The sequence below is a fragment of the uncultured Algibacter sp. genome (assembly GCF_947490405.1).
Classification (GTDB): Bacteria; Bacteroidota; Bacteroidia; order Flavobacteriales; family Flavobacteriaceae; genus Algibacter_B.
Genome location: NZ_CANLGU010000003.1, coordinates 13,161 through 32,222, shown reverse-complemented (window position 1 = coordinate 32,222; position 19,062 = coordinate 13,161). Strand labels below are relative to the sequence as shown.

Here is a 19,062-nt window from a genome sequence, read left to right as displayed (position 1 = left end):
TACTTTTGTTTTGAAAAATTTCAAGAAAGATGAAGAACACAGCCTTAACTGAAACTCACAAAATGCTTGGAGCGAAAATGGTGCCTTTTGCTGGATACAACATGCCAGTACAATATGAAGGAGTAAACATAGAACATGAAACCGTTAGAAATACAGTTGGTGTTTTTGATGTATCTCATATGGGCGAGTTTTTAATTGAAGGCGAACATGCACTTGATTTAATACAAAAAGTATCGAGTAATGATGCTTCAAAATTAACTATTGGGAAAGCGCAATACAGTTGCTTACCAAATGATAATAATGGTATTGTTGATGATTTAATTATTTATAAAATTAAAGAAGAAACATATTTATTAGTAGTTAATGCCAGTAACATTAAAAAAGATTGGAATTGGATTCAGTCTAAAAACGATGTCGGTGCTACTATGCGTGATTTGAGCGAAGACTACTCTTTATTGGCTATACAAGGACCGAAAGCTATTGAAGCCATGCAAAGTATAACAAGTTATGATTTATCTGAAATTAAATTCTATAATTTTGTTGTTGCAGATTTTGCAGGTATCGAACATGTAATAATTTCTGCAACAGGGTATACAGGCAGTGGTGGTTTTGAAATTTATTGTAAAAACTCTGAAGTAAAACAAGTTTGGGATAAAGTTTTAGAAGCTGGAGCAAATTTTGGTATCAAACCAATTGGTCTTGCAGCCCGTGATACTTTACGTTTAGAAATGGGGTATTGTCTTTATGGAAATGATATAGATGACACCACCTCACCTATTGAAGCTGGATTAGGTTGGATAACAAAGTTTACAAAAAATTTCACAAATTCTGAAGCTTTAAAAGCTGAAAAAGAGCGTGGTCCTGAACGAAAACTTATTGCTTTTGAGTTGGATGATCGCGGGATTCCTCGACAGGGTTATGATATTGTTGATGGTAATGGAAAAACAATTGGTATTGTAACATCAGGAACCATGTCACCGTCTTTAAGTAAAGGTATTGGCTTAGGATATGTGCCAACTATTTTTGCTGATGTGAATAGTAAAATAAATATTCAAATCCGTAAAAAAACTATTCCTGCCACAGTAGTAAAATTGCCATTTTATAAAAACTAGTTTACTTTAAATTTGAAGATGAAAGTGAAGGGGAAGAAAGCTAGTAAACATAAAGTGTTAATTCTAGGAGCTAGTGGCTTTTTAGGAAGTGCTATTTATAAAGAACTCTGCTCCTACTTTCGAACATTCGGAACCTACAATACGTCTAACAAAGCTTTAGAAAAAAATAATCACTTCTTTCAATATAATATTGAGGAAGATGATATTTATGAAATTTTAGATATTGTAAAGCCTACAATAATAATTTCAAGTTTAAGGGGTGATTTTTCAAAACAAGTTTTGTTACATCAGCATTTAACTGAATATGTATTCCATCATAAAATAAAAATTATTTTCATTTCTTCTGCTAACGTTTTTGATGCTTACACAAAATATCCTAGTTACGAATATGATAAAACATATAGTAATAGCATTTACGGACATTTTAAAATAAAAATTGAAAATATGCTCTTGCGTTTACCAAAAAAGCAAGTGACTATTTTAAGGTTACCTATGGTATTTGGAGCGCAATCTCCAAGGGTTCAAGAAATCATTCATTTTATTAAAACAAAAGAGCCTATTGAGGTGTTTCCAAATTTAATTATGAATGTTACAACCGATTCAAAAGTAACACAACAAATTCATTACATTATTAATAGAAATAAATATGGGGTTTTTCATTTGGGAAGTAGTGATTTAGTTCATCATGACGATTTTTTAGAAGAAATTATTTCCTCTTTAGAGTTGAAAAACAAACCAATATACAAACGTGTTTTTACAACAAATAACGACCGTTATCTGGCAGTTTTACCTAAATTCAACAAACTACCCAAACACCTACAAATTTCAAGCTTAGATATCTTATCAGAATTAAAATTTTAATTGATTTTAATTTTTGAAATCATTAAATTGTAACATAAAAAATACTTTATGAGCAAAATTTCAGAACAAGATATCGAGAAAAAATTATTACACTTACCTGATTGGGAATATTATGACAATGCCATTCATGCAGAGTTTGAATTTGAAAATTTCAAGGATTGCTTTAGTGCTATGAGCAGGATAGCTTTTGAGTGCGAAGCATTAAACCATCATCCTAATTGGAGTAATGTCTATAATGTGCTTACCATTTCATTATCAACTCATGATGCTAATGGTGTTACAATTAAGGATTTTAAATTGGCTGAAGCTATAGAAAACATTGTTGAACCTGAAGAGGAATAATGTATTTTTCTTACTTTAGATTCTTTAATTCTTGTTAATGAACTATAAATACTTTCTACTTTTCTTCTCAATTTTTAGTTTTAATGCTTTATCTCAAAATGATATTTTTTGTGATCAATTATACGGCGTAATTACATTGGTTAAGAAATCTCATTTTTCGCCTAAGCCCATTAATGACAGTTTATCAAAAGAAGTACACAATTTATTCATCAAAAGTCTTGATAAAAATAAGCGTTTATTTACGCATAGTGATATTGAGTTTTTTTCAAACGATAAATATAAATTTGATGATTATATAAATTCAAATAACTGTCATTTTATTGAGCCATATATCATTAAACTAAAAGAGAGAATTGAGTTTTCAAAACGATATATAACTCAACTTGAATCAGAAACATTAAATTATTCTGGAATCGATACGCTTTATTTTGACTCAGATATAAATTATCCTTACTTTAAAAATATTAATGCAGTTAAAAAATATTGGAGTAAACGAATTAGATATAATATTATTAGCCAGCTTATTGAAAATGATTCTGTCTTCGAAAATATAGAAACAAATTTTATTGACTTAGAACGCAATATTAAACCGCAAATTATTCAAAAAGAACTCTGCCTATTAAATGAATTATTGAATCAAAATGGTGGAATAAATCAATTTGTGAAAGAATCCTTTTTAAATTCTTATTTGAACTATCAAGACGCAAATTCTACTTATTTCAATAGTTCAAATAAAGCTTTATTTGAAAACCAGGTGTCAAATAGTCAATTATCATTTGGTATTTCAACAATAAAAAATGATAAAGGAGATATTTTAATATCACACATTGCTCCTGGTAGTCCTGCTGATAAAAATATAGGTATTGAAGTAGATGATATTATAAAATCATTACAATTTAATGGTGAAGTACTAGAGACATATTGTGTTTCAAATAATGATATTGAAGCTTATATTGGCGATAATAAAAAACAAACAATAATCTTTAAGATAAAAAAAGCTAATGGCCAGATTTTGGACGTTGAATTGACAAAAGATAATATCCAGGTTGAAACAAATAGTATTAAAGGCTATATAATAAATGGTGATAAAGCAATCGGGTACATTAAAATCCCTAGTTTCTATACAGATTTAGAATCGCTAAACGGTTTAGGAATGGCTAACGATTTTGCTAAAGAAATTTATAAACTTAAAAAAGAACATATTCAAGGCCTCATAATCGATTTAAGATTTAATGGTGGTGGATCTATGAAAGAAGCCTCAGATTTATCGGGTATGTTTATAGATAGAGGTCCAGTATCAATAATTAAATATAACAACCAGAAAACCTATACTCTAAGAGACTACAAACGAGGTGCTGTATTTACTAATCCAGTAGTTATTCTTGTTAATAGCTTCAGTGCTTCAGCATCAGAATTATTTGCATCAGTCTTACAAGATTATAATAGAGCAGTAATAGTTGGAACCCCTACTCATGGAAAATCTAGTGCTCAAGTAATCTTTCCTTTAAATAAATCCAAAGATTTGGGGTTTGTAAAACTTACTATTGAGAAGTTTTACAGACCATCAGGAAAGAGTCATCAGTCTGTTGGTGTTATTCCAGATATAACTATTCCTTCAATTTATGATAATTTTGAAAACCAAGAGCGTTACTCAAGTTTCGCCTTAAAGAATGATTCTATCAAAGCAGAAATTAAATACTTACCAAATAAAAAAATTAATATAGATAAGTTACAAACACTAAGTAAAGAGAGAATTACAGCTAGTGATCATTTTGAAAATATATCTAAAATGAATACTGAATTAATTGAAAACTACATTAAAAAAAAGAAACAATATCCTTTATCTGTTAAAAACATATACAAAGATATTAACTCTTACAAGGAACTTTGGGAATGGTTTAATAATATTAATAAAACTAGAATATCAGATTTAGTATTTGCAAACACAATATCAACAAATCAAATAATTCAATATGATCAAGTTGCTATGGAAAACAATAAAACTATTTTAAAAGACCTAGAGGAAGATGTTATTTTAATAGAAACATATAACATCATGCTCGATTTAATAAACTTAAAAACAACAAACTAAGCATGAAATTAATTAAACTTTACTTATCTATTTTATTTATTGGCCTTGTGGCCCATTCGTATTCACAAAATTTTAAAAATGCATCTGAGTACTTAGACTTTGTTGGGAAAGAACACACGGCTATTTCCAGAAGCATGTGGAATTACACCAAAGCAATAGCTCATAGTAAAAGAGATAAAACAATCAGAGGCAAGCGAAATGTTTTAATTAAAACAATGGAACGTTCAATAGGGAAAATTCAAAAAGCTAATGGTTTTGATGGCGATGATTATAAAAACAAAGTATTAAAACAATTAAACTTTAATTTAGATTTACTAAATCATGATTATGCTAAAATCATAGATATGAAAGAAGTTGCAGAACAATCATACGATTTAATGGAAGCATACATGTTAGCTCAAGAAATGGCTGACAAAAAAATGGAAGAAGCGCAACAACAGTATGAAACTGATTTTTATGCTTTTGCAAACAAACACAATATAAACATTGTTGAAAGTAATACTGATTTAAGTAAGAAAATGGAAATATCTAATGAAGTATTTAAACATTATAATGAAATGTACCTTACCTACTTTAAAGTCTATATAAACGAAATACATTTGATGGATGCATTGGGCACTTCTGATCTTGGTGCCATAGAACAAAGTGCTAATGCGTTGAGTGAAACTGCAAATGAAGGGTTAGAAAAAATTTCAACACATAAAGTTTATAAAGGTGATAAATCGATAATAAATATTACAAAAGAAGCTTTCGTTTTTTTTAAAGATGAAGCTGAAAACAAAGTATCCAAAATGATAGACTTTCTATTATTACAAGAGAATTTTAATACCATAAAAAACACATTAGATAGAATACCCGAACGAAAAAGAACCAAGGCACAAATAGATAATTACAATGAGCAGGTCAATCTATTAAATAAGGGAGTTAAGGATTACAATAAAATAAATACTGATTTAAATAAAAAAAGAAACATCCTGATTAATAAATTGAATACCGCTAACGAAAGGTTTTTAGCTAAACATATTCCAAACGAATAATAGATTTATTAAATTTGTGAGAATTAAAATTGAATAAATAATAGATTATGGGAAGAGCTTTCGAATTTAGAAAAGCAAGAAAAATGAAGCGTTGGTCAGCAATGAGTAAAGCCTTTACGCGTATTGGTAAAGACATTGTAATGGCTGTGAAAGAAGGTGGTCCAGATCCAGATAGTAATTCACGTTTAAGAGCAGTTATACAGAATGCAAAATCTGTAAACATGCCCAAAGATAATGTAGAACGTGCCATAAAACGTGCCTCAGATAAAAGTCAAGGAGATTATAAAGAAGTTGTTTTTGAAGGTTATGCACAACACGGTATTGCTATTTTAGTAGAAACAGCAACAGATAATAATACTAGAACTGTAGCTAACGTGCGTAGCTACTTCAATAAGTGTGATGGTAGTTTAGGAACGTCTGGTTCAGTAGTTTTTATGTTCGACCATACTTGCAATTTTAGAATAAATGCTGAAGGTTTAGACCCTGAGGAAATTGAATTAGAATTTATTGACTTTGGAGCTGAAGAAGTTTTTGCTGATGACGATGGTATTTTAATTTATGCGCCTTTCGAGAGCTTTGGGGCAATTCAAGCTGAATTAGAGCGTCGAGAAATTGAGATTTTATCATCTGGATTTGAAAGAATTCCGCAAGTAACAAAATCACTAACTCCAGAACAAGCTCAAGATGTAGAGAAACTTCTCGAAAAACTTGAGGAGGATGATGATGTACAAAATGTATATCATACCATGGAAGAGAGTGCAGAATAAAATATATGATGTAAAAAGAGAGCTAAACGCTCTCTTTTTTTTAGATTTTTAGTTTTTCTATTTATGAATTGGGGATTTATAGGTTGTGGTAGTGTAACTGAAATAAAAAGTGGACCTGCATACCAAAACACAAAAGGTTTTAATGTTATTGCTGTGATGAGGCGTGACGAACAAAAGCTGAATGATTATGCAAAGCGTCATAATATCAATAAAGTATATACCAATGCAGATCATTTAATAAATGATTCCTCTATTGATGCTATTTACATTGCTACACCACCAGACACTCATAAAACTTATGCTTTAAAGGTAGCTAAAGCTGGTAAACCGTGTTGTATAGAAAAACCTTTATCTCCAAGTTATACAGAAAGTTTAGAAATTCAAAAAGCCTTTCTAGAAAAGAATATTCCTTTATTTGTTGCTTACTATAGACGATCCTTACCCCGTTTTTTAAAAGTTAAAGAATGGATAGATAATAATTATATTGGAAAAATAAGGCATATAAATGCACATTTAAGCAAACCTGCAAGTGAAATTGATACTTCTAAACAATATAATTGGCGTACAGATTCAAATATTGCTCCAGCTGGTTATTTTGATGATCTTGCTAGCCATGGTTTAGATTTATTTACCTTCTTTCTCGGAGACATTACAGAAGCAAAAGGCATTAGTTTAAATCAACAAAACTTATATTCTGCTAAAGATGCAGTAACTGCGTCTTGGTGCCATAAAAATGAAATTACAGGTTCGGGAACTTGGAACTTTGGTTGTAACAACCATCTTGATAAAGTTACTATTTACGGGAGCAAAGGCACCATAAAATTTTCTGTTTTTCACGAAAAACCAATCGTCATAAATAGCGAAGAAAAGAACGAAGAAATTTTTATAACTAACCCTAAACATATTCAGCAGTTTCATGTGGAAAACATGCGAGATTATTTTCAAGGTCTTATAAAATCACACCCTTCATCTGGAGAAACCGCTTTACATACTAGTTGGGTAATGTCAAAGATATTAGGAGAAATTTAATCTTTATTCTTCACGTAAATCAACTTAAAACGTGCATTATTAGCCTGATCTCTTTGCTCCATATCAAATTGAGGTAACGATTTAAAAAGTGGAGTTAATTTTGCAAAACCAAAGTTTCTAGAGTCAAAATTAGGTTGCTTTTTTAAAATCAAAGAACCAACATCTCCGAGAAAAGCCCACCCATCTTCATCAGCAGCATCGTCAACTGAGTTTTTAAGAAGCTTAATAACTTTAGGAGTAATATTATATAAGTTTTCCTTTTTGGGCTTCCCAGATTTTTTATCTTTTACGTTGTCATCATCGTCGTCATTAGCAAGGATTTCTAAATAAATAAATTTGTCACAGGCAACGATAAAAGGGTTTGGAGTTTTCTTCTCCCCCATTCCATATACTACCATAGCAGCTTCTCTTAAACGTGTTGCTAATTTTGTGAAATCACTATCAGAAGATACTAGGCAAAAACCATTTACTTTTTCAGAATATAAAATATCCATAGCATCAATAATCATTGCAGAATCTGTTGCATTCTTACCTGTAGTATAACCGTATTGTTGAATTGGAGTAATAGCATTTTCAAGAAGTACATTTTTCCATTTTGACAAATGTGGTTTAGTCCAATCTCCATAAATACGTTTTATAGTAGGCGTACCATATTTAGCAATTTCTTCCATCATTTCAGAGATGTACCTTGATGGTATATTGTCTCCATCAATTAAAACAGCGATTTTTGTATCTTTTATCATATTTCATAAAGATATAGAATTAAAACCACGTATAATATTTTAACGTTTCTTTTAATATCTTAACCTTAATTTCTTCATAAATTTGATTGACTAATTCAAGTAACCAGGATTCCAATCCTTAAAATAATCGTTTAAAAATATGGTATTACAAAAAAAATCGATTAAGTATGTATACTTAATACTTACGGCTTTATTATTTATGTTGCCGCATGGGGTTGACGCTCAAAAGAAAAAGAAAAAAAAGAAAAAGAGCAACACTGAAGTTGTGACAACACCTCCTAAAAAATCTCCCAAAAAGACTATTAAGAGTTTAACAAAATCTAGTAAAGAAATTGATGGTCTTTTTACCATTTATCAAGATACCATAACTGGTTCAATTCAAATGGTTATTTCGGAAGATCAGTTGGAGAAAGAATTCATTCATTTTGCACAAATAGCTGACGGCGTTATGGATGCAGGCCGTATTAATAGAGGATCTTATCGAGGATCAAAAATATTTAAATTAAAAAAATATTTTAATAAAATTGAGTTTGTAGCGCAAAATACTTCGTTTTATTTTGATCCAGATAAAGCTATTTCAAAAGCAAAAAATGCAAACATTAGCCAAGGTATTATGGCTAGTTTAAAAATAGAAGCCTATGATAAAAACAAAGGATTATATTTAGTAAAAGCTAATGACTTGTTTCTAAAAGAAACGTTTTTACAGATTAAACCCTCTTTAAGACCAGGGACCTCTCCTAACTCATTTAAATTAGGTAATCTTGATAAGAATAAAACAAAAATTAACTCCATTAAAAATTACCCAAATAACATTAAAGTTAAAGTTGAATATGTCTACTCTAAATCTTCAACTTTAAATAATGGTTCCAATGCAGTAACTGATGGTAGAAATGTGAGCATTAAAGTAATACACAATTTAATTGCTCTACCAGAAAATGATTATAAACCAAGGTTTGATGATCCTCGCGTTGGCTACTTTATTAATCAGGTTGACGATAAAACAGTATCTAGTTCTACACCATATAGAGATTTGATTCAGAGATGGCATTTAAAAAAGAAGGAGCCAAATGCACTAATATCCGAACCAGTAGAACCAATTACTTGGTGGATGGAAAACACCACACCAATAAAGTGGCGTGAAACAATTAAAAATGCCGTATTGGAATGGAATAAAGCCTTTGAAAAAGCTGGGTTTAAAAATGCCATTGTAGTAAAACAACAGCCCGATGATGCTGAATGGGATGCTGGAGATATAAGATACAATGTATTACGATGGACTGCCTCACCTCGTCCACCATTTGGAGGTTATGGCCCGAGTATGAAAAACCCAAGGACAGGAGAAATAATTGGCGCAGACATTATGTTAGAGTATGTTATGCTTACGGGCAGTGATTTTCAATCTAAAATATATGAAACACAAAACGGATATGATAATTCTGCTTACACCCAAGAAGATGTCTTAAATAACCATCACTGTAATTTAGCTAATGGCATGCTTGAAAACTTACAATTTGCAAAGACTTCTGCTTTAGCTTTTGGAGCTACAAAAGAAGAATTAAATACTTTACAAAAAGAAGTTATTACATCTGTGATAATTCATGAAATTGGGCACACTCTGGGATTAAACCATAATATGAAAGCAAGTCAGTTGTATTCTCCAGAACAGCTTGCTGATGCTGATTTTATTAAAGGAAAATGTTTAACAGCTTCAATTATGGACTACGCTATTATTAACGTTACAAATGATAGAACTAAACAAGGCCAATATAATGATGTTACTATAGGCCCTTATGATGTTTGGGCTATTCAATTGGGTTATAAACCATTTAATACTGAAGAAGAACGACAAGCGCTTTTGAATGAATCTACAAAGCCTGAACATATATTTGGCAATGATGCTGATGATATGCGATCTTCAGGTAAAGGAATAGACCCAAGAGTAATGATTTTTGATCAGTCAAGTGATCCCATAAAATATTCTATTAACAGAATTGAACTTTCAAATAAATTGATGGAGAAAATAAAGAGTAAATTTACGAATGAAGGGGAATCTTACCATGAATTAAGACGGGTTTATTACACACTAAGTGGACAAAAAGCAAATGCAGCAACTGTTATTTCTAGATATATTGGAGGTGTTTATGTTGATAGAGCTATGGTAGGACAAGAAGGCGCCTCTCAACCTTATACACCTGTTAGTTTAGAAGATCAAAAAAGAGCTATGAATGCTTTGAAAACTTATGTTTTTGCTCCAAATGCTTTTGATGCTCCAAATGATCTTTATAATTATTTAGCTAGACAACGCAGAGGTTTTGACTATACTCAAGAGGACCCAAAAATTCATGGACAAGTATTAAGATACCAAAAAAATATTTTGAATCATCTTTTACATCCAAATACATTACAGCGTATTTCAGATTCTGAGCTTTATGGAAATAAATACAAACTCTCTACTTTTATGACGGATTTAAATAGTATAATATTTAAATCAGATATTTATGGTTCAATAAATTCATTCAGACAAAACCTACAATTAGAATATACTAATATGCTTATTGACATGTTAACTGGAAAACGAAGTAATGAATATACGCATAATGCAAAATCTATGTTACTATATAATTTAAAAGCAATAAGGAGTATGGCAGCCCCCTCAGGAAATATAGCTTCTAGAGCGCATAAACAGCATTTAAGAGCATTAATTGATAATGCTGTGAAAGAGATTAAATAACTTTAAAAATTATTAAAAAAGCAAAAAAGCTACTTCAGTAAAGAAGTAGCTTTTTGTTTGGGGTAGCTCATGTTTCTTTTTAGGAACAATGAATTGTTTACTTTATGTTTCATGTGCTCATTTTATATTTATCAAAGGTTGTGCCAAAAACTAGGAGTATTCAGGAATTTTTCCTTTAATATTCTTATAAAAGTTATACATGTATTTAAAATCAGCTTCAACATCATCTGATGGATAAAAAGGCTCTGAAACTTTGTTTTCCTTGTTTTCAAAGTCTAAAGTAAACATGATTATAGGCACATTAGCTGCCTTTGCTATATAATAAAATCCAGTTCGCCATTCTTTTACCTTTTTCCTTGTACCCTCTGGTGCCAAAGTCATTCTAAATTCATCATGATCATTAAACAGTTTAGCAATAGCTTCTACTTTGTTTTCATTAGATTGACGATTAATTGGTGCACCTCCTAAAATTCTAAAAAACCACCCTAATGGATATACGAACAGCTCTTTTTTTCCAATAAAATTTGTTTTAACACCAACTGATGCACGTAGCAAAATACCAACATAGAAATCGTGCCAACTTGTATGTGGGGCAGCAATGATAACAGCTTTTTTTATGGTATCTTTTGAGAAATTTTTATTGCCGAGAACTTGCCAACCTAAAATTTTAAAATATATAAGTTTGGCTAACCATCGCATATTACATTTTTTGGTATAGAGCTTTCAATTTTTCTCTTGTAATTGTTTTTTTCCAATATTTACCAAGAGCGTTCTCCCATAACGGTTCCAAACTCATAGCAACATCAATCATAATATCGAATTCTCTATCACTTAAATCGGCACAAAGCCCTTTTGGCAAAATAATATTGTGTTCTGACTTCATCTTTTTGAAGAGACTTACACCTTCTGGATAATAATCTTCCAAATAATCAAAAACGATACAGTTCCCTATACCGTGTTTTATTCCTAGTAAATAAGATAAACCATAACTCATGGCATGTGCAATACCTACTTGAGAATAAGCAATACTCATACCTCCATGCCATGAGGCCATCATAAGCTTTTCCTGAGCATCAACTTCAGAAAGGTTGTTTTCAGAAAATATCTCTTTACATAAATTAAGAGCCATATTCCCGTAGGTTTCGCTAAATGCATTCAAATAAGTACCTGTTAAAGACTCTATACAATGTACATAACAATCCATACCTGTAAAAAACCATTGATCTTTTGGAACATCTTTTGTAAGTTCAGAATCTAAGATAACTTGATCAAAAGGTGTATAATCAGAGTTTATACCTAATTTTCTATCTGGCCCAGTTAAAACAGTAGTTCTTGAAACTTCAGCTCCTGTACCAGATATAGTTGGTATTCCTACATGATAAATTGCAGGGTTTTTAACCAAATCCCAACCTTGGTAGTCTTTTGCTTCTCCGTCATTAGTTAGCATTATAGATACTGCTTTTGCTAAATCCAATAATGTCCCACCACCAATACCAATTATTGCTGAAGGCCGTTCTTTAGACTTCAAAATTATATCTTCTACGATATTATCAACTTGCGATGTCTTGGGTTCTTCATTTGCTGAAATGAAAATTACTCTATCATCATAAGCCAGAGCAATTCTAGACAACAACCAAGTGTTCCCTTTAAAAACATCATCAATTAAAAAAATAAAAGGGGAATTGATGCTTAAGCGCTTTGGGGCTAAAACGTCATTTATTTGATTGAAACTACCTCTGCCAAATAAAACTTTTGGCACCATTGGAAAGTTTTTATAACTCATCTACATGTTTTCTTTTACAGTGTGCAAAAATACCATTATTTTAAATTCAACCCCTTTAAAAACTATAGAAATTTGGTAAAAATAATGATTAATTTTATTGATAATAATTTATATTTTTTAATCAACTTTAACGTCATAAATATAATAATTCATTAGTTAAGTAATTAATTCTAGTATATCCTTTAAACTACTAATTGTTTGATATTTCTTACCATTTTTCTCACTTTCAGTTACTTCTTCATGAGCCCAAGTTGTATGAAAAGGCACATGAATCGCATGGGCTTTTATGTTAACCAGGGGTAAAACATCCGATTTTAATGAATTACCTACCATTAAAAATTCCGAAGGATTTATATCTAAATGATTTAGCAATTTAGCATAATTTTCTTCCTTTTTATTGCTCAATACTTCAATATGATGAAAATAGTTTGTTAAGCCCGATTTCTCTAATTTTCGTTCCTGATCCAGTAAATCACCTTTGGTAGCTAATATTAATTTATACTTTTTTGACAAAGCCTCCAAAACAATTTCAACACCATCAAGCAACTCTACGGGTTTATTTAGCATGCTTTTACCTATATTTAAAATAGCCTCTATAGTTTTTGGTTTAACATTGTAATCTGATAATTCTAAAGCAGACTCAACCATAGATAGAGTGAATGCTTTTACACCATAACCATAAAGTGGAAGATTATCTATTTCCATTCTAAAGAGTTCTTGATCTATTTTATTGGGTGTTTCATATTTTGATAGGAGTTTACCGAAAGTAGTTTCGGCTTCTCTAAAATAGGTTTCATTAACCCAAAGCGTATCATCAGCATCAAAACCTATTACTTTGATGTTTTGGTAATTTATTTCCATACTTTCTTTGCGCGTTCTAAATCAGCAGGTGTATCAATTTCTATACCTTGAACATTTGTTTCAACCATTTTAATACGTTTACCATATTCTAGATACCTTAACTGCTCTAACTTTTCTGTAGCTTCCAATGTCTGCATTGGTAACGTATAAAAATCCATAAGTGCTTCTTTTCTAAAGGCATAAATCCCTTTATGCTTATAATATTTAACTCCTGTATTTTTATCCCTTGGATAAGGAATTGGGCTTCTAGAAAAGTATAACGCAAAATCTGATTGGTCTATAATGACTTTAACAGTGTTGGGATTATTAATTTCATCTTCATCTGTTATATGCACCATTAATGATGCTAAGTCTATATTCTTATTATCATCATCTTTAAAAACGTCAATAAGCTTCGCTAAAGATGCTGCATCAGTAAATGGCTCGTCACCTTGAACATTTACAACAACATCTATATTTAAAGACTCCACAGCTTCGGCAATTCTATCACTACCACAATCATGTTCTTTTTTACTCATGATCACCTTACCACCATTATCTTCAATCTCTTTATAAATAATTTCGCTATCAGTAACTACTATAACATCATCAAACAACTTTGTAGCAACTGTAGCCTCATAAGTTCTTAAAATTACTGTTTTCCCTCCCAAATCTTGCATCAATTTTCCAGGAAAACGAGATGCTGCGTATCTAGCAGGAATCATTGAGATTATTTTCACGATGTTAATTAATTATTGTTAAATCTATTTCAAAAATAGCCAAATATTATGGGTTTTAAGTCTTAGAAGGTTTAAACTTTTTGTATAATTTAAAAATTATAAACAATAGAGCTATCACTAAAATTCCAGCTAAAATGGGAAGAAATATAGAAACTATAGACATTACCACTGAAGTGCCTGTTTCGATAGTAGAAACTAATGGATTTGCAATACCACCTGTAGTAACTGTAGAAGCTAATCGGGTTGTAGTAGAAGTTCCTGCAACAGCTGCTGCTGTACCTCCACCGGCAATAATAGCTAAAGACCAAGTAATTACTGGACTTAAATCTGCTACGGTAGACAACATTATAGCTGTTCCTGCTAAAGCTGCTAATGGTACTGCTACACTGTCTAATAAATTATCGATATAAGGAATAAAATAAGCAAAAATTTCAACAACTGTTGCTGCTCCTAAAGTTATTAAAGCTGCTGTACCTCCAATCCACTCCCAAGATTCGTTGAGTTGCCAAACATCAAAATACGAAGCTAAACTTAGGGCAAATAATGGTAAAAAAACTCTAAAGCCCACTGATGCAGATAATCCAACACCCAGGCAAATACTTAAAATAGTTTCAAATGTCATAAAATAAATTTCATAAAAAGTTATTCTTCAAAAAAATCATCCTTAAAACCAATAAGATACAATTTTTCTTTAGCTCTTGTTAATGCTGTATAAAGCCAACGTAAATATTCTTTATCAATCCCATTTGGCAAATAAGGTTGCTCTACAAAAACAGTATGCCACTGACCTCCTTGGGATTTATGGCATGTAATGGCATAAGAAAACTTAACTTGTAAAGCATTAAAATGTTTGTTACCTTTTACTTTCAAGAACTTTTTATAATTGCTAGTTTCAGTTTCAAAATCTTTCATGACTTCTTGATATAGTCGATTAGAATCATCATAGGGTAATGATGGTGTCTCAGCATTAATTGTATCTAAAAGTAAAACAGTTTCAAAAGGACGCATTCTTGGGTAATCTACCATTCGTATTTTTACTTCCGCAAAGCGAAAACCATATAATTCTTGGATACTAAATATTTCTAGAACTTCTATAATGTCACCATTAGCTATAAAACCAGCTTCTGTAGTTGGCTTTATCCAAAAATAATTGTTTTTTACAACCATTAAATAATCACCGGCAGACAACTCGTTTTCATTAAAAAGAATTCGGTTTCGTATTTGTTGATTGTAAAGGTTTGCTCTTTTATTACTCCTAACTATTATGGCAGTTTCTTCATTTCCTAAATTACTATAAGCATCGTTAATGGCATCCATAATTTCGTAACCGTCAACTAAACGAATAATATCCTCATAACCAGATATATTAAATTTAAAAGCTTCAAAAAAATTATTTGTTAACGTGTCTCTTAATATGGTAGCATTAGCTAAAATACCAGAATCCTGTTCTTGACGTACCACTTCATCCAACTCCATTCTTGTAACTTCTTTGTTATAATTTAAAGCCAGTGTTCTTTCATCTAGTGCAGGACTTAAATCTAATTTTACTGGAGGCAACTGAGCCGTATCACCAATTAACAACAACTTACATTGATGACCAGAATACACATACTGCATTAAATCATCTAATAAAGAACCGTTTTCAAATAGTTTAGAATCCCCCGGAGTATCAGGAATCATAGAAGCTTCATCAACTATAAAAATAGTATTTTTGTGTTTATTGGGTTGCAAAACAAATTTCACACCTCCACCCTTTTCCTTTTTTGGAAAATATATTTTTTTATGAATAGTAAAAGCCTCTTTACCAGAATAATTTGAAATAACCTTAGCTGCTCTCCCTGTCGGCGCCATTAACACAGCACTTTTTCGAGCTTTCCATAAGTTTGTAACTATTGTACCTACTATAGTTGTCTTTCCTGTACCTGCATACCCTTTTAAAACATAAAGCGCATTGGGAGTTTTAGAAAAAATAAACTCTGCTAACTGCTGCAAAACTATGGTCTGCTTTAAGGTGGGCGTAAATGGAAATTGCTGTTTTATAATTGAATAAAATTCAGTTGCAGTCATCTAGCTTATATACTATTTATAATTTATTCAAAGATAGAAATGATTTTTATGCGCTTTGGTTTTAACGATTAAAAAAAAATTGTAGATTTGCTAAATACCATTAAATTAAATTTTAATTAAATAACATACTATGTTAAATTTTATTCTTGTTGCAATTGCAGTCATTTTAGTAACAATAGGTTTGGTTAAACTTGTTGATAAATTTATACCTGCTAAGTTTAAGCCTATTCTAACTGTCTTACTTTGGGTATTAATTGCATTTTTAGGTTACCAAACGTATTTATCAATCTATGAACCAATTAAATTTAATAAATTAAAGAATAAACGTTATGCTTTAGTTATTGAGAGTTTAAAAGATATTAGAGACTCACAATTAGCACACAGACAAGTAACAGGAAAATTCGCCAAAGATTTTAATGGCTTAATTAAATTTATAGATACTGCAGAATTCACCATCACACAACGTAGAGATTCGAGTATTATTGATGAAGAATTAACTAAGCGTTATGGTGTAGATACAACAAAAGATATTGTAATTATAGATACTTTAGGCTTTGTACCTGTTAAAGATTCATTGTTTAAAACATCTAACAGATACAAAACGATGATGAATGTACCCGTTGGTGAAGAAGGTGCTAAATTTGTAATGAAAAGTGGATTTATAGAACAGAATGATATTAACATACCGGTATTTGAAGCTTCTGTAAAAAAGAATGTTCTTTTATTCGACCAAGATAAAGATTTACTTGTACAAGAAAACCAAGTAGTATCAGTAGATGGTGTTAATGGAGATGTTTTAAAAGTAGGTTCTATGGATGAAGTTAAAACAAATGGAAACTGGCCAAAAACATATGGCGATAACGAATAATAACTCTAACAAACTAACTAATCTAGAATTGTCCATTCAACTAAGTTTGAGTGGACTTTCTTTTTGTATACTAAACCGAAACTCTAATACAATAGAGGTTTTAAAAGTACATCGATTTGAAAAACAACTAAATCCTCTTGAAGCGTTAGACACATTGGATTATTTATTAAAAAAAAATACTGCTTTAAATGAGGATTTTAAAAATGTAACGATTATTCATGATAATGATCTTTCAACCTTGGTTCCTGAATCATTATTCGACAAAAACCATTTAGCAGATTATTTGAAGTTTAATTCTAAAATTTTAAAATCAGATTTTATTGCTCACGATCCTATTTTAGAAAATAATAGTGTAAATGTATATGTCCCTTATATAAACATAAATAATTATATCTACGATAAGTTTGGGGCATTTACTTTTAAACATAAATCATCTGTTTTAATAGAATCTATTCTAAAAATTGAAAAAGAATCAATAGATACAAAAGTATACATCCACGTTGGTTTTAATCATTTTGAGATTATTGTAACAGAAAAAGGAAAACTTAAGCTTTACAATACATTTAGCTACAATTCAAAAGAAGATTTTATATACTACATACTCTTTACTGCAGAACAGTTAAATCTTAATCCAGAAACGCTAAATTTAGTTTTATTAGGAGATATAACCGAAAATGATATTTTATATAATATAGTATACAAATACATTCGTAATGTAAGTTTTGGTAATAGAAATGATGGTTTCAAGTACGCTAGCAAACCAAATTCAGAACATTCAAACTTTAGTTTACTTAAAAGTTTTTCATGAGAATTATATCAGGATTATATAAAAGCAGAAAGATTGTAGCACCAAAAAATTTACCTGTACGCCCTACTACAGACATGGCAAAAGAATCTCTTTTTAATATTCTAAATAACTACTATTATTTTAATGAAATTTCTGTCTTAGATCTTTTTGCAGGCACAGGTAATATTAGTTATGAGTTTGCTTCAAGAGGCACCGAGCAAATAATATCTGTAGATCAAGATTTTGGTTGTATAAAATTTATAAACCAAACTTCAGAGAAATTTGAAATGCCAATTCAAACTATTAAAAGTGATGTTTTTAAATTCTTAGAAAAAACAAACATCCAATCAAACATTATATTTGCCGACCCACCTTATAATTTCTCAGATGAGCAATTTGCTAAAATATCAAACTTGGTTTTTACTAATAATATATTGCTTGAGGATGGTCTTTTAATAATAGAACACTCTAAACACACCAACCTCTCAGAGTTAGAAAACTATCAATATTCAAAAAGTTATGGCGGTAATGTTTTTAGCTTTTTTGAAAAAGACTAACTCAATTTATATTTTTATAACTCGTTTTTTTTCAGTAATTTAGAAATCTCCTTAAGAGCCTCCCCGGCTCTACATCTATTTTAATCTCTCAAAAAAAACAATATTTTTTTGTGTCTATTTTATGGTTTTCATTTTAAACTAACCTTTAAAACCATAATAAAAATGAAGAAAATTTTTCTATTAGCATTAGCTGTAACCATGTTTATAGCTTGCCAAAACAAACCACAACGGTATTTTGAGGAATCGGCAGAAATTGAAACTTTAAAAAAAGGCATAACAGCCTACGAAGCCCAAGATTGGGCAACCTGGAAAGCCAATTTTGCTGATACTGCAAAAATATTCCACAATACCAACAAAGGAGCATCTCCAGACCAAATGCTGGAAGGCATGAAAGGTATGCTTTCAAATTTTTCTTCTTACGGGTTTTCCAAAGAAGGCGGTATCTATGAGATGATAATAGACAAAAAAGGTAAAACATGGGTAAACTATTGGAATAACTGGGGAGGAAAAGCTAAAATTACTGATGAAAATTTAGTAATTCCTGTACACTTAACCGTAGAGTTTGTAAACGGAAAAATCACACAAGAATATGCCTATTATGATACCGCCGGAATAAACAAAACCTTAGCAGGTATAGAAAAAGCCAAAGCTGCACTAGAAGCAGAAACATCTGAAGAATAAAATATTAACCAACCAAATATATAAT

At 30.6% G+C, this 19,062-nt stretch carries 19 protein-coding genes; 12 read left to right on the top strand and 7 right to left on the bottom strand.

Annotated features, from left to right (window positions below; translation table 11 throughout):
- Positions 1-29 precede the first annotated feature (29 nt).
- The 7 genes from gcvT to Q0772_RS07840 all read left to right on the top strand — a co-directional run bounded on the left by gcvT (position 30) and on the right by Q0772_RS07840 (position 7,240).
- Positions 30-1,112: a glycine cleavage system aminomethyltransferase GcvT gene (gcvT, locus tag Q0772_RS07870; RefSeq protein ID WP_298342556.1), complete on the top strand. Its 1,083-nt coding sequence runs from the start codon at positions 30-32 to the stop codon at positions 1,110-1,112.
- A gap of 18 nt (positions 1,113-1,130) precedes the next feature.
- Positions 1,131-1,973: a sugar nucleotide-binding protein gene (locus Q0772_RS07865; RefSeq protein ID WP_298342553.1), complete on the top strand. Its 843-nt coding sequence runs from the start codon at positions 1,131-1,133 to the stop codon at positions 1,971-1,973.
- A 48-nt stretch (positions 1,974-2,021) separates the two neighbouring features.
- Positions 2,022-2,315, top strand: a complete 294-nt coding sequence (locus tag Q0772_RS07860; protein ID WP_298342550.1) for a 4a-hydroxytetrahydrobiopterin dehydratase — start codon at positions 2,022-2,024, stop codon at positions 2,313-2,315.
- 37 nt (positions 2,316-2,352) lie between these two features.
- Positions 2,353-4,407, top strand: a complete 2,055-nt coding sequence (locus Q0772_RS07855) for a carboxy terminal-processing peptidase (RefSeq protein WP_298342547.1) — start codon at positions 2,353-2,355, stop codon at positions 4,405-4,407.
- 2 nt (positions 4,408-4,409) lie between these two features.
- Positions 4,410-5,444, top strand: a complete 1,035-nt coding sequence (locus Q0772_RS07850; RefSeq protein WP_298342544.1) for a hypothetical protein — start codon at positions 4,410-4,412, stop codon at positions 5,442-5,444.
- A gap of 47 nt (positions 5,445-5,491) precedes the next feature.
- On the top strand, positions 5,492-6,211 hold the full coding sequence (locus Q0772_RS07845) for a YebC/PmpR family DNA-binding transcriptional regulator (RefSeq protein ID WP_298342541.1): 720 nt from the start codon (positions 5,492-5,494) through the stop codon (positions 6,209-6,211).
- A gap of 63 nt (positions 6,212-6,274) precedes the next feature.
- Positions 6,275-7,240 (top strand): Gfo/Idh/MocA family oxidoreductase, encoded by a 966-nt coding sequence (locus Q0772_RS07840; protein ID WP_298342538.1) that lies wholly within the window; start codon positions 6,275-6,277, stop codon positions 7,238-7,240.
- On the opposite strand, the gene Q0772_RS07835 is transcribed toward Q0772_RS07840, so the two are convergent.
- A complete protein-coding gene (locus tag Q0772_RS07835) occupies positions 7,237-7,983 on the bottom strand; it encodes an NYN domain-containing protein (protein ID WP_298342536.1) in 747 nt (248 codons plus the stop codon). The genes Q0772_RS07840 and Q0772_RS07835 overlap by 4 nt on opposite strands.
- 139 nt (positions 7,984-8,122) lie before the next feature.
- Between Q0772_RS07835 and Q0772_RS07830 the strand changes: the two genes are divergently transcribed.
- A complete protein-coding gene (locus Q0772_RS07830) occupies positions 8,123-10,714 on the top strand; it encodes a zinc-dependent metalloprotease (protein ID WP_298342533.1) in 2,592 nt (863 codons plus the stop codon).
- A 150-nt stretch (positions 10,715-10,864) separates the two neighbouring features.
- Here the strand turns inward: Q0772_RS07830 and Q0772_RS07825 are convergent, their stop codons facing one another.
- From Q0772_RS07825 to Q0772_RS07800, 6 genes are all read right to left on the bottom strand, one after another.
- Complete coding sequence (locus Q0772_RS07825; RefSeq protein WP_298342530.1) at positions 10,865-11,413, bottom strand: 1-acyl-sn-glycerol-3-phosphate acyltransferase; 549 nt, start codon at positions 11,411-11,413, stop codon at positions 10,865-10,867.
- 1 nt (position 11,414) lies between these two features.
- Positions 11,415-12,497, bottom strand: coding sequence for an iron-containing alcohol dehydrogenase family protein (locus Q0772_RS07820; protein ID WP_298342526.1), 1,083 nt, complete (start codon positions 12,495-12,497; stop codon positions 11,415-11,417).
- A 156-nt stretch (positions 12,498-12,653) separates the two neighbouring features.
- Entirely contained in the window at positions 12,654-13,358 is a 705-nt protein-coding gene (locus Q0772_RS07815; protein ID WP_298342523.1) for an HAD family hydrolase, read from the bottom strand.
- Entirely contained in the window at positions 13,349-14,077 is a 729-nt protein-coding gene (kdsB, locus tag Q0772_RS07810) for a 3-deoxy-manno-octulosonate cytidylyltransferase (RefSeq protein WP_298342520.1), read from the bottom strand. The genes Q0772_RS07815 and kdsB overlap by 10 nt, the downstream gene beginning before the upstream one ends.
- Positions 14,078-14,132: 55 nt before the next feature.
- A complete protein-coding gene (locus Q0772_RS07805; RefSeq protein ID WP_298342517.1) occupies positions 14,133-14,699 on the bottom strand; it encodes a DUF4126 domain-containing protein in 567 nt (188 codons plus the stop codon).
- Between the two features lie 20 nt (positions 14,700-14,719).
- Positions 14,720-16,144: an AAA family ATPase gene (locus Q0772_RS07800; RefSeq protein WP_298342515.1), complete on the bottom strand. Its 1,425-nt coding sequence runs from the start codon at positions 16,142-16,144 to the stop codon at positions 14,720-14,722.
- Positions 16,145-16,274: 130 nt separating this feature from the next.
- Here Q0772_RS07800 and Q0772_RS07795 point away from each other — a divergent pair, with 130 nt between their 5' ends.
- The 4 genes from Q0772_RS07795 to Q0772_RS07780 all read left to right on the top strand — a co-directional run bounded on the left by Q0772_RS07795 (position 16,275) and on the right by Q0772_RS07780 (position 19,037).
- The gene (locus Q0772_RS07795; RefSeq protein ID WP_298342513.1) at positions 16,275-17,012 is read left to right on the top strand and encodes a hypothetical protein; all 738 of its coding nucleotides are present in this window, start codon (positions 16,275-16,277) and stop codon (positions 17,010-17,012) included.
- The gene (locus Q0772_RS07790) at positions 16,960-17,820 is read left to right on the top strand and encodes a DUF3822 family protein (protein WP_298342512.1); all 861 of its coding nucleotides are present in this window, start codon (positions 16,960-16,962) and stop codon (positions 17,818-17,820) included. The genes Q0772_RS07795 and Q0772_RS07790 overlap by 53 nt, the downstream gene beginning before the upstream one ends.
- Positions 17,817-18,356 carry a 16S rRNA (guanine(966)-N(2))-methyltransferase RsmD gene (rsmD, locus tag Q0772_RS07785; protein ID WP_298342511.1) on the top strand — a complete coding sequence of 180 codons (540 nt, stop codon included), beginning with the start codon at positions 17,817-17,819 and terminating at the stop codon, positions 18,354-18,356. The genes Q0772_RS07790 and rsmD overlap by 4 nt, the downstream gene beginning before the upstream one ends.
- Positions 18,357-18,518: 162 nt before the next feature.
- Complete coding sequence (locus tag Q0772_RS07780) at positions 18,519-19,037, top strand: nuclear transport factor 2 family protein (protein WP_298342509.1); 519 nt, start codon at positions 18,519-18,521, stop codon at positions 19,035-19,037.
- Positions 19,038-19,062 lie beyond the last annotated feature (25 nt).

Excerpts from the sequence above, each read along its gene's own strand:
- gcvT (WP_298342556.1), top strand. The coding sequence starts at position 30 with ATGAAGAACACAGCCTTAACTGAAACTCACAAAATGCTTGGAGCGAAA.
- Q0772_RS07865 (WP_298342553.1), top strand. The coding sequence starts at position 1,131 with ATGAAAGTGAAGGGGAAGAAAGCTAGTAAACATAAAGTGTTAATTCTA.
- Q0772_RS07860 (WP_298342550.1), top strand. The coding sequence starts at position 2,022 with ATGAGCAAAATTTCAGAACAAGATATCGAGAAAAAATTATTACACTTA.
- Q0772_RS07855 (WP_298342547.1), top strand. The coding sequence starts at position 2,353 with ATGAACTATAAATACTTTCTACTTTTCTTCTCAATTTTTAGTTTTAAT.
- Q0772_RS07850 (WP_298342544.1), top strand. The coding sequence starts at position 4,410 with ATGAAATTAATTAAACTTTACTTATCTATTTTATTTATTGGCCTTGTG.
- Q0772_RS07845 (WP_298342541.1), top strand. The coding sequence starts at position 5,492 with ATGGGAAGAGCTTTCGAATTTAGAAAAGCAAGAAAAATGAAGCGTTGG.
- Q0772_RS07840 (WP_298342538.1), top strand. The coding sequence starts at position 6,275 with ATGAATTGGGGATTTATAGGTTGTGGTAGTGTAACTGAAATAAAAAGT.
- Q0772_RS07835 (WP_298342536.1), bottom strand. The coding sequence starts at position 7,983 with ATGATAAAAGATACAAAAATCGCTGTTTTAATTGATGGAGACAATATA.
- Q0772_RS07830 (WP_298342533.1), top strand. The coding sequence starts at position 8,123 with ATGGTATTACAAAAAAAATCGATTAAGTATGTATACTTAATACTTACG.
- Q0772_RS07825 (WP_298342530.1), bottom strand. The coding sequence starts at position 11,413 with ATGCGATGGTTAGCCAAACTTATATATTTTAAAATTTTAGGTTGGCAA.
- Q0772_RS07820 (WP_298342526.1), bottom strand. The coding sequence starts at position 12,497 with ATGAGTTATAAAAACTTTCCAATGGTGCCAAAAGTTTTATTTGGCAGA.
- Q0772_RS07815 (WP_298342523.1), bottom strand. The coding sequence starts at position 13,358 with ATGGAAATAAATTACCAAAACATCAAAGTAATAGGTTTTGATGCTGAT.
- Q0772_RS07805 (WP_298342517.1), bottom strand. The coding sequence starts at position 14,699 with ATGACATTTGAAACTATTTTAAGTATTTGCCTGGGTGTTGGATTATCT.
- Q0772_RS07800 (WP_298342515.1), bottom strand. The coding sequence starts at position 16,144 with ATGACTGCAACTGAATTTTATTCAATTATAAAACAGCAATTTCCATTT.
- Q0772_RS07795 (WP_298342513.1), top strand. The coding sequence starts at position 16,275 with ATGTTAAATTTTATTCTTGTTGCAATTGCAGTCATTTTAGTAACAATA.
- Q0772_RS07790 (WP_298342512.1), top strand. The coding sequence starts at position 16,960 with ATGAAGTTAAAACAAATGGAAACTGGCCAAAAACATATGGCGATAACG.
- rsmD (WP_298342511.1), top strand. The coding sequence starts at position 17,817 with ATGAGAATTATATCAGGATTATATAAAAGCAGAAAGATTGTAGCACCA.
- Q0772_RS07780 (WP_298342509.1), top strand. The coding sequence starts at position 18,519 with ATGAAGAAAATTTTTCTATTAGCATTAGCTGTAACCATGTTTATAGCT.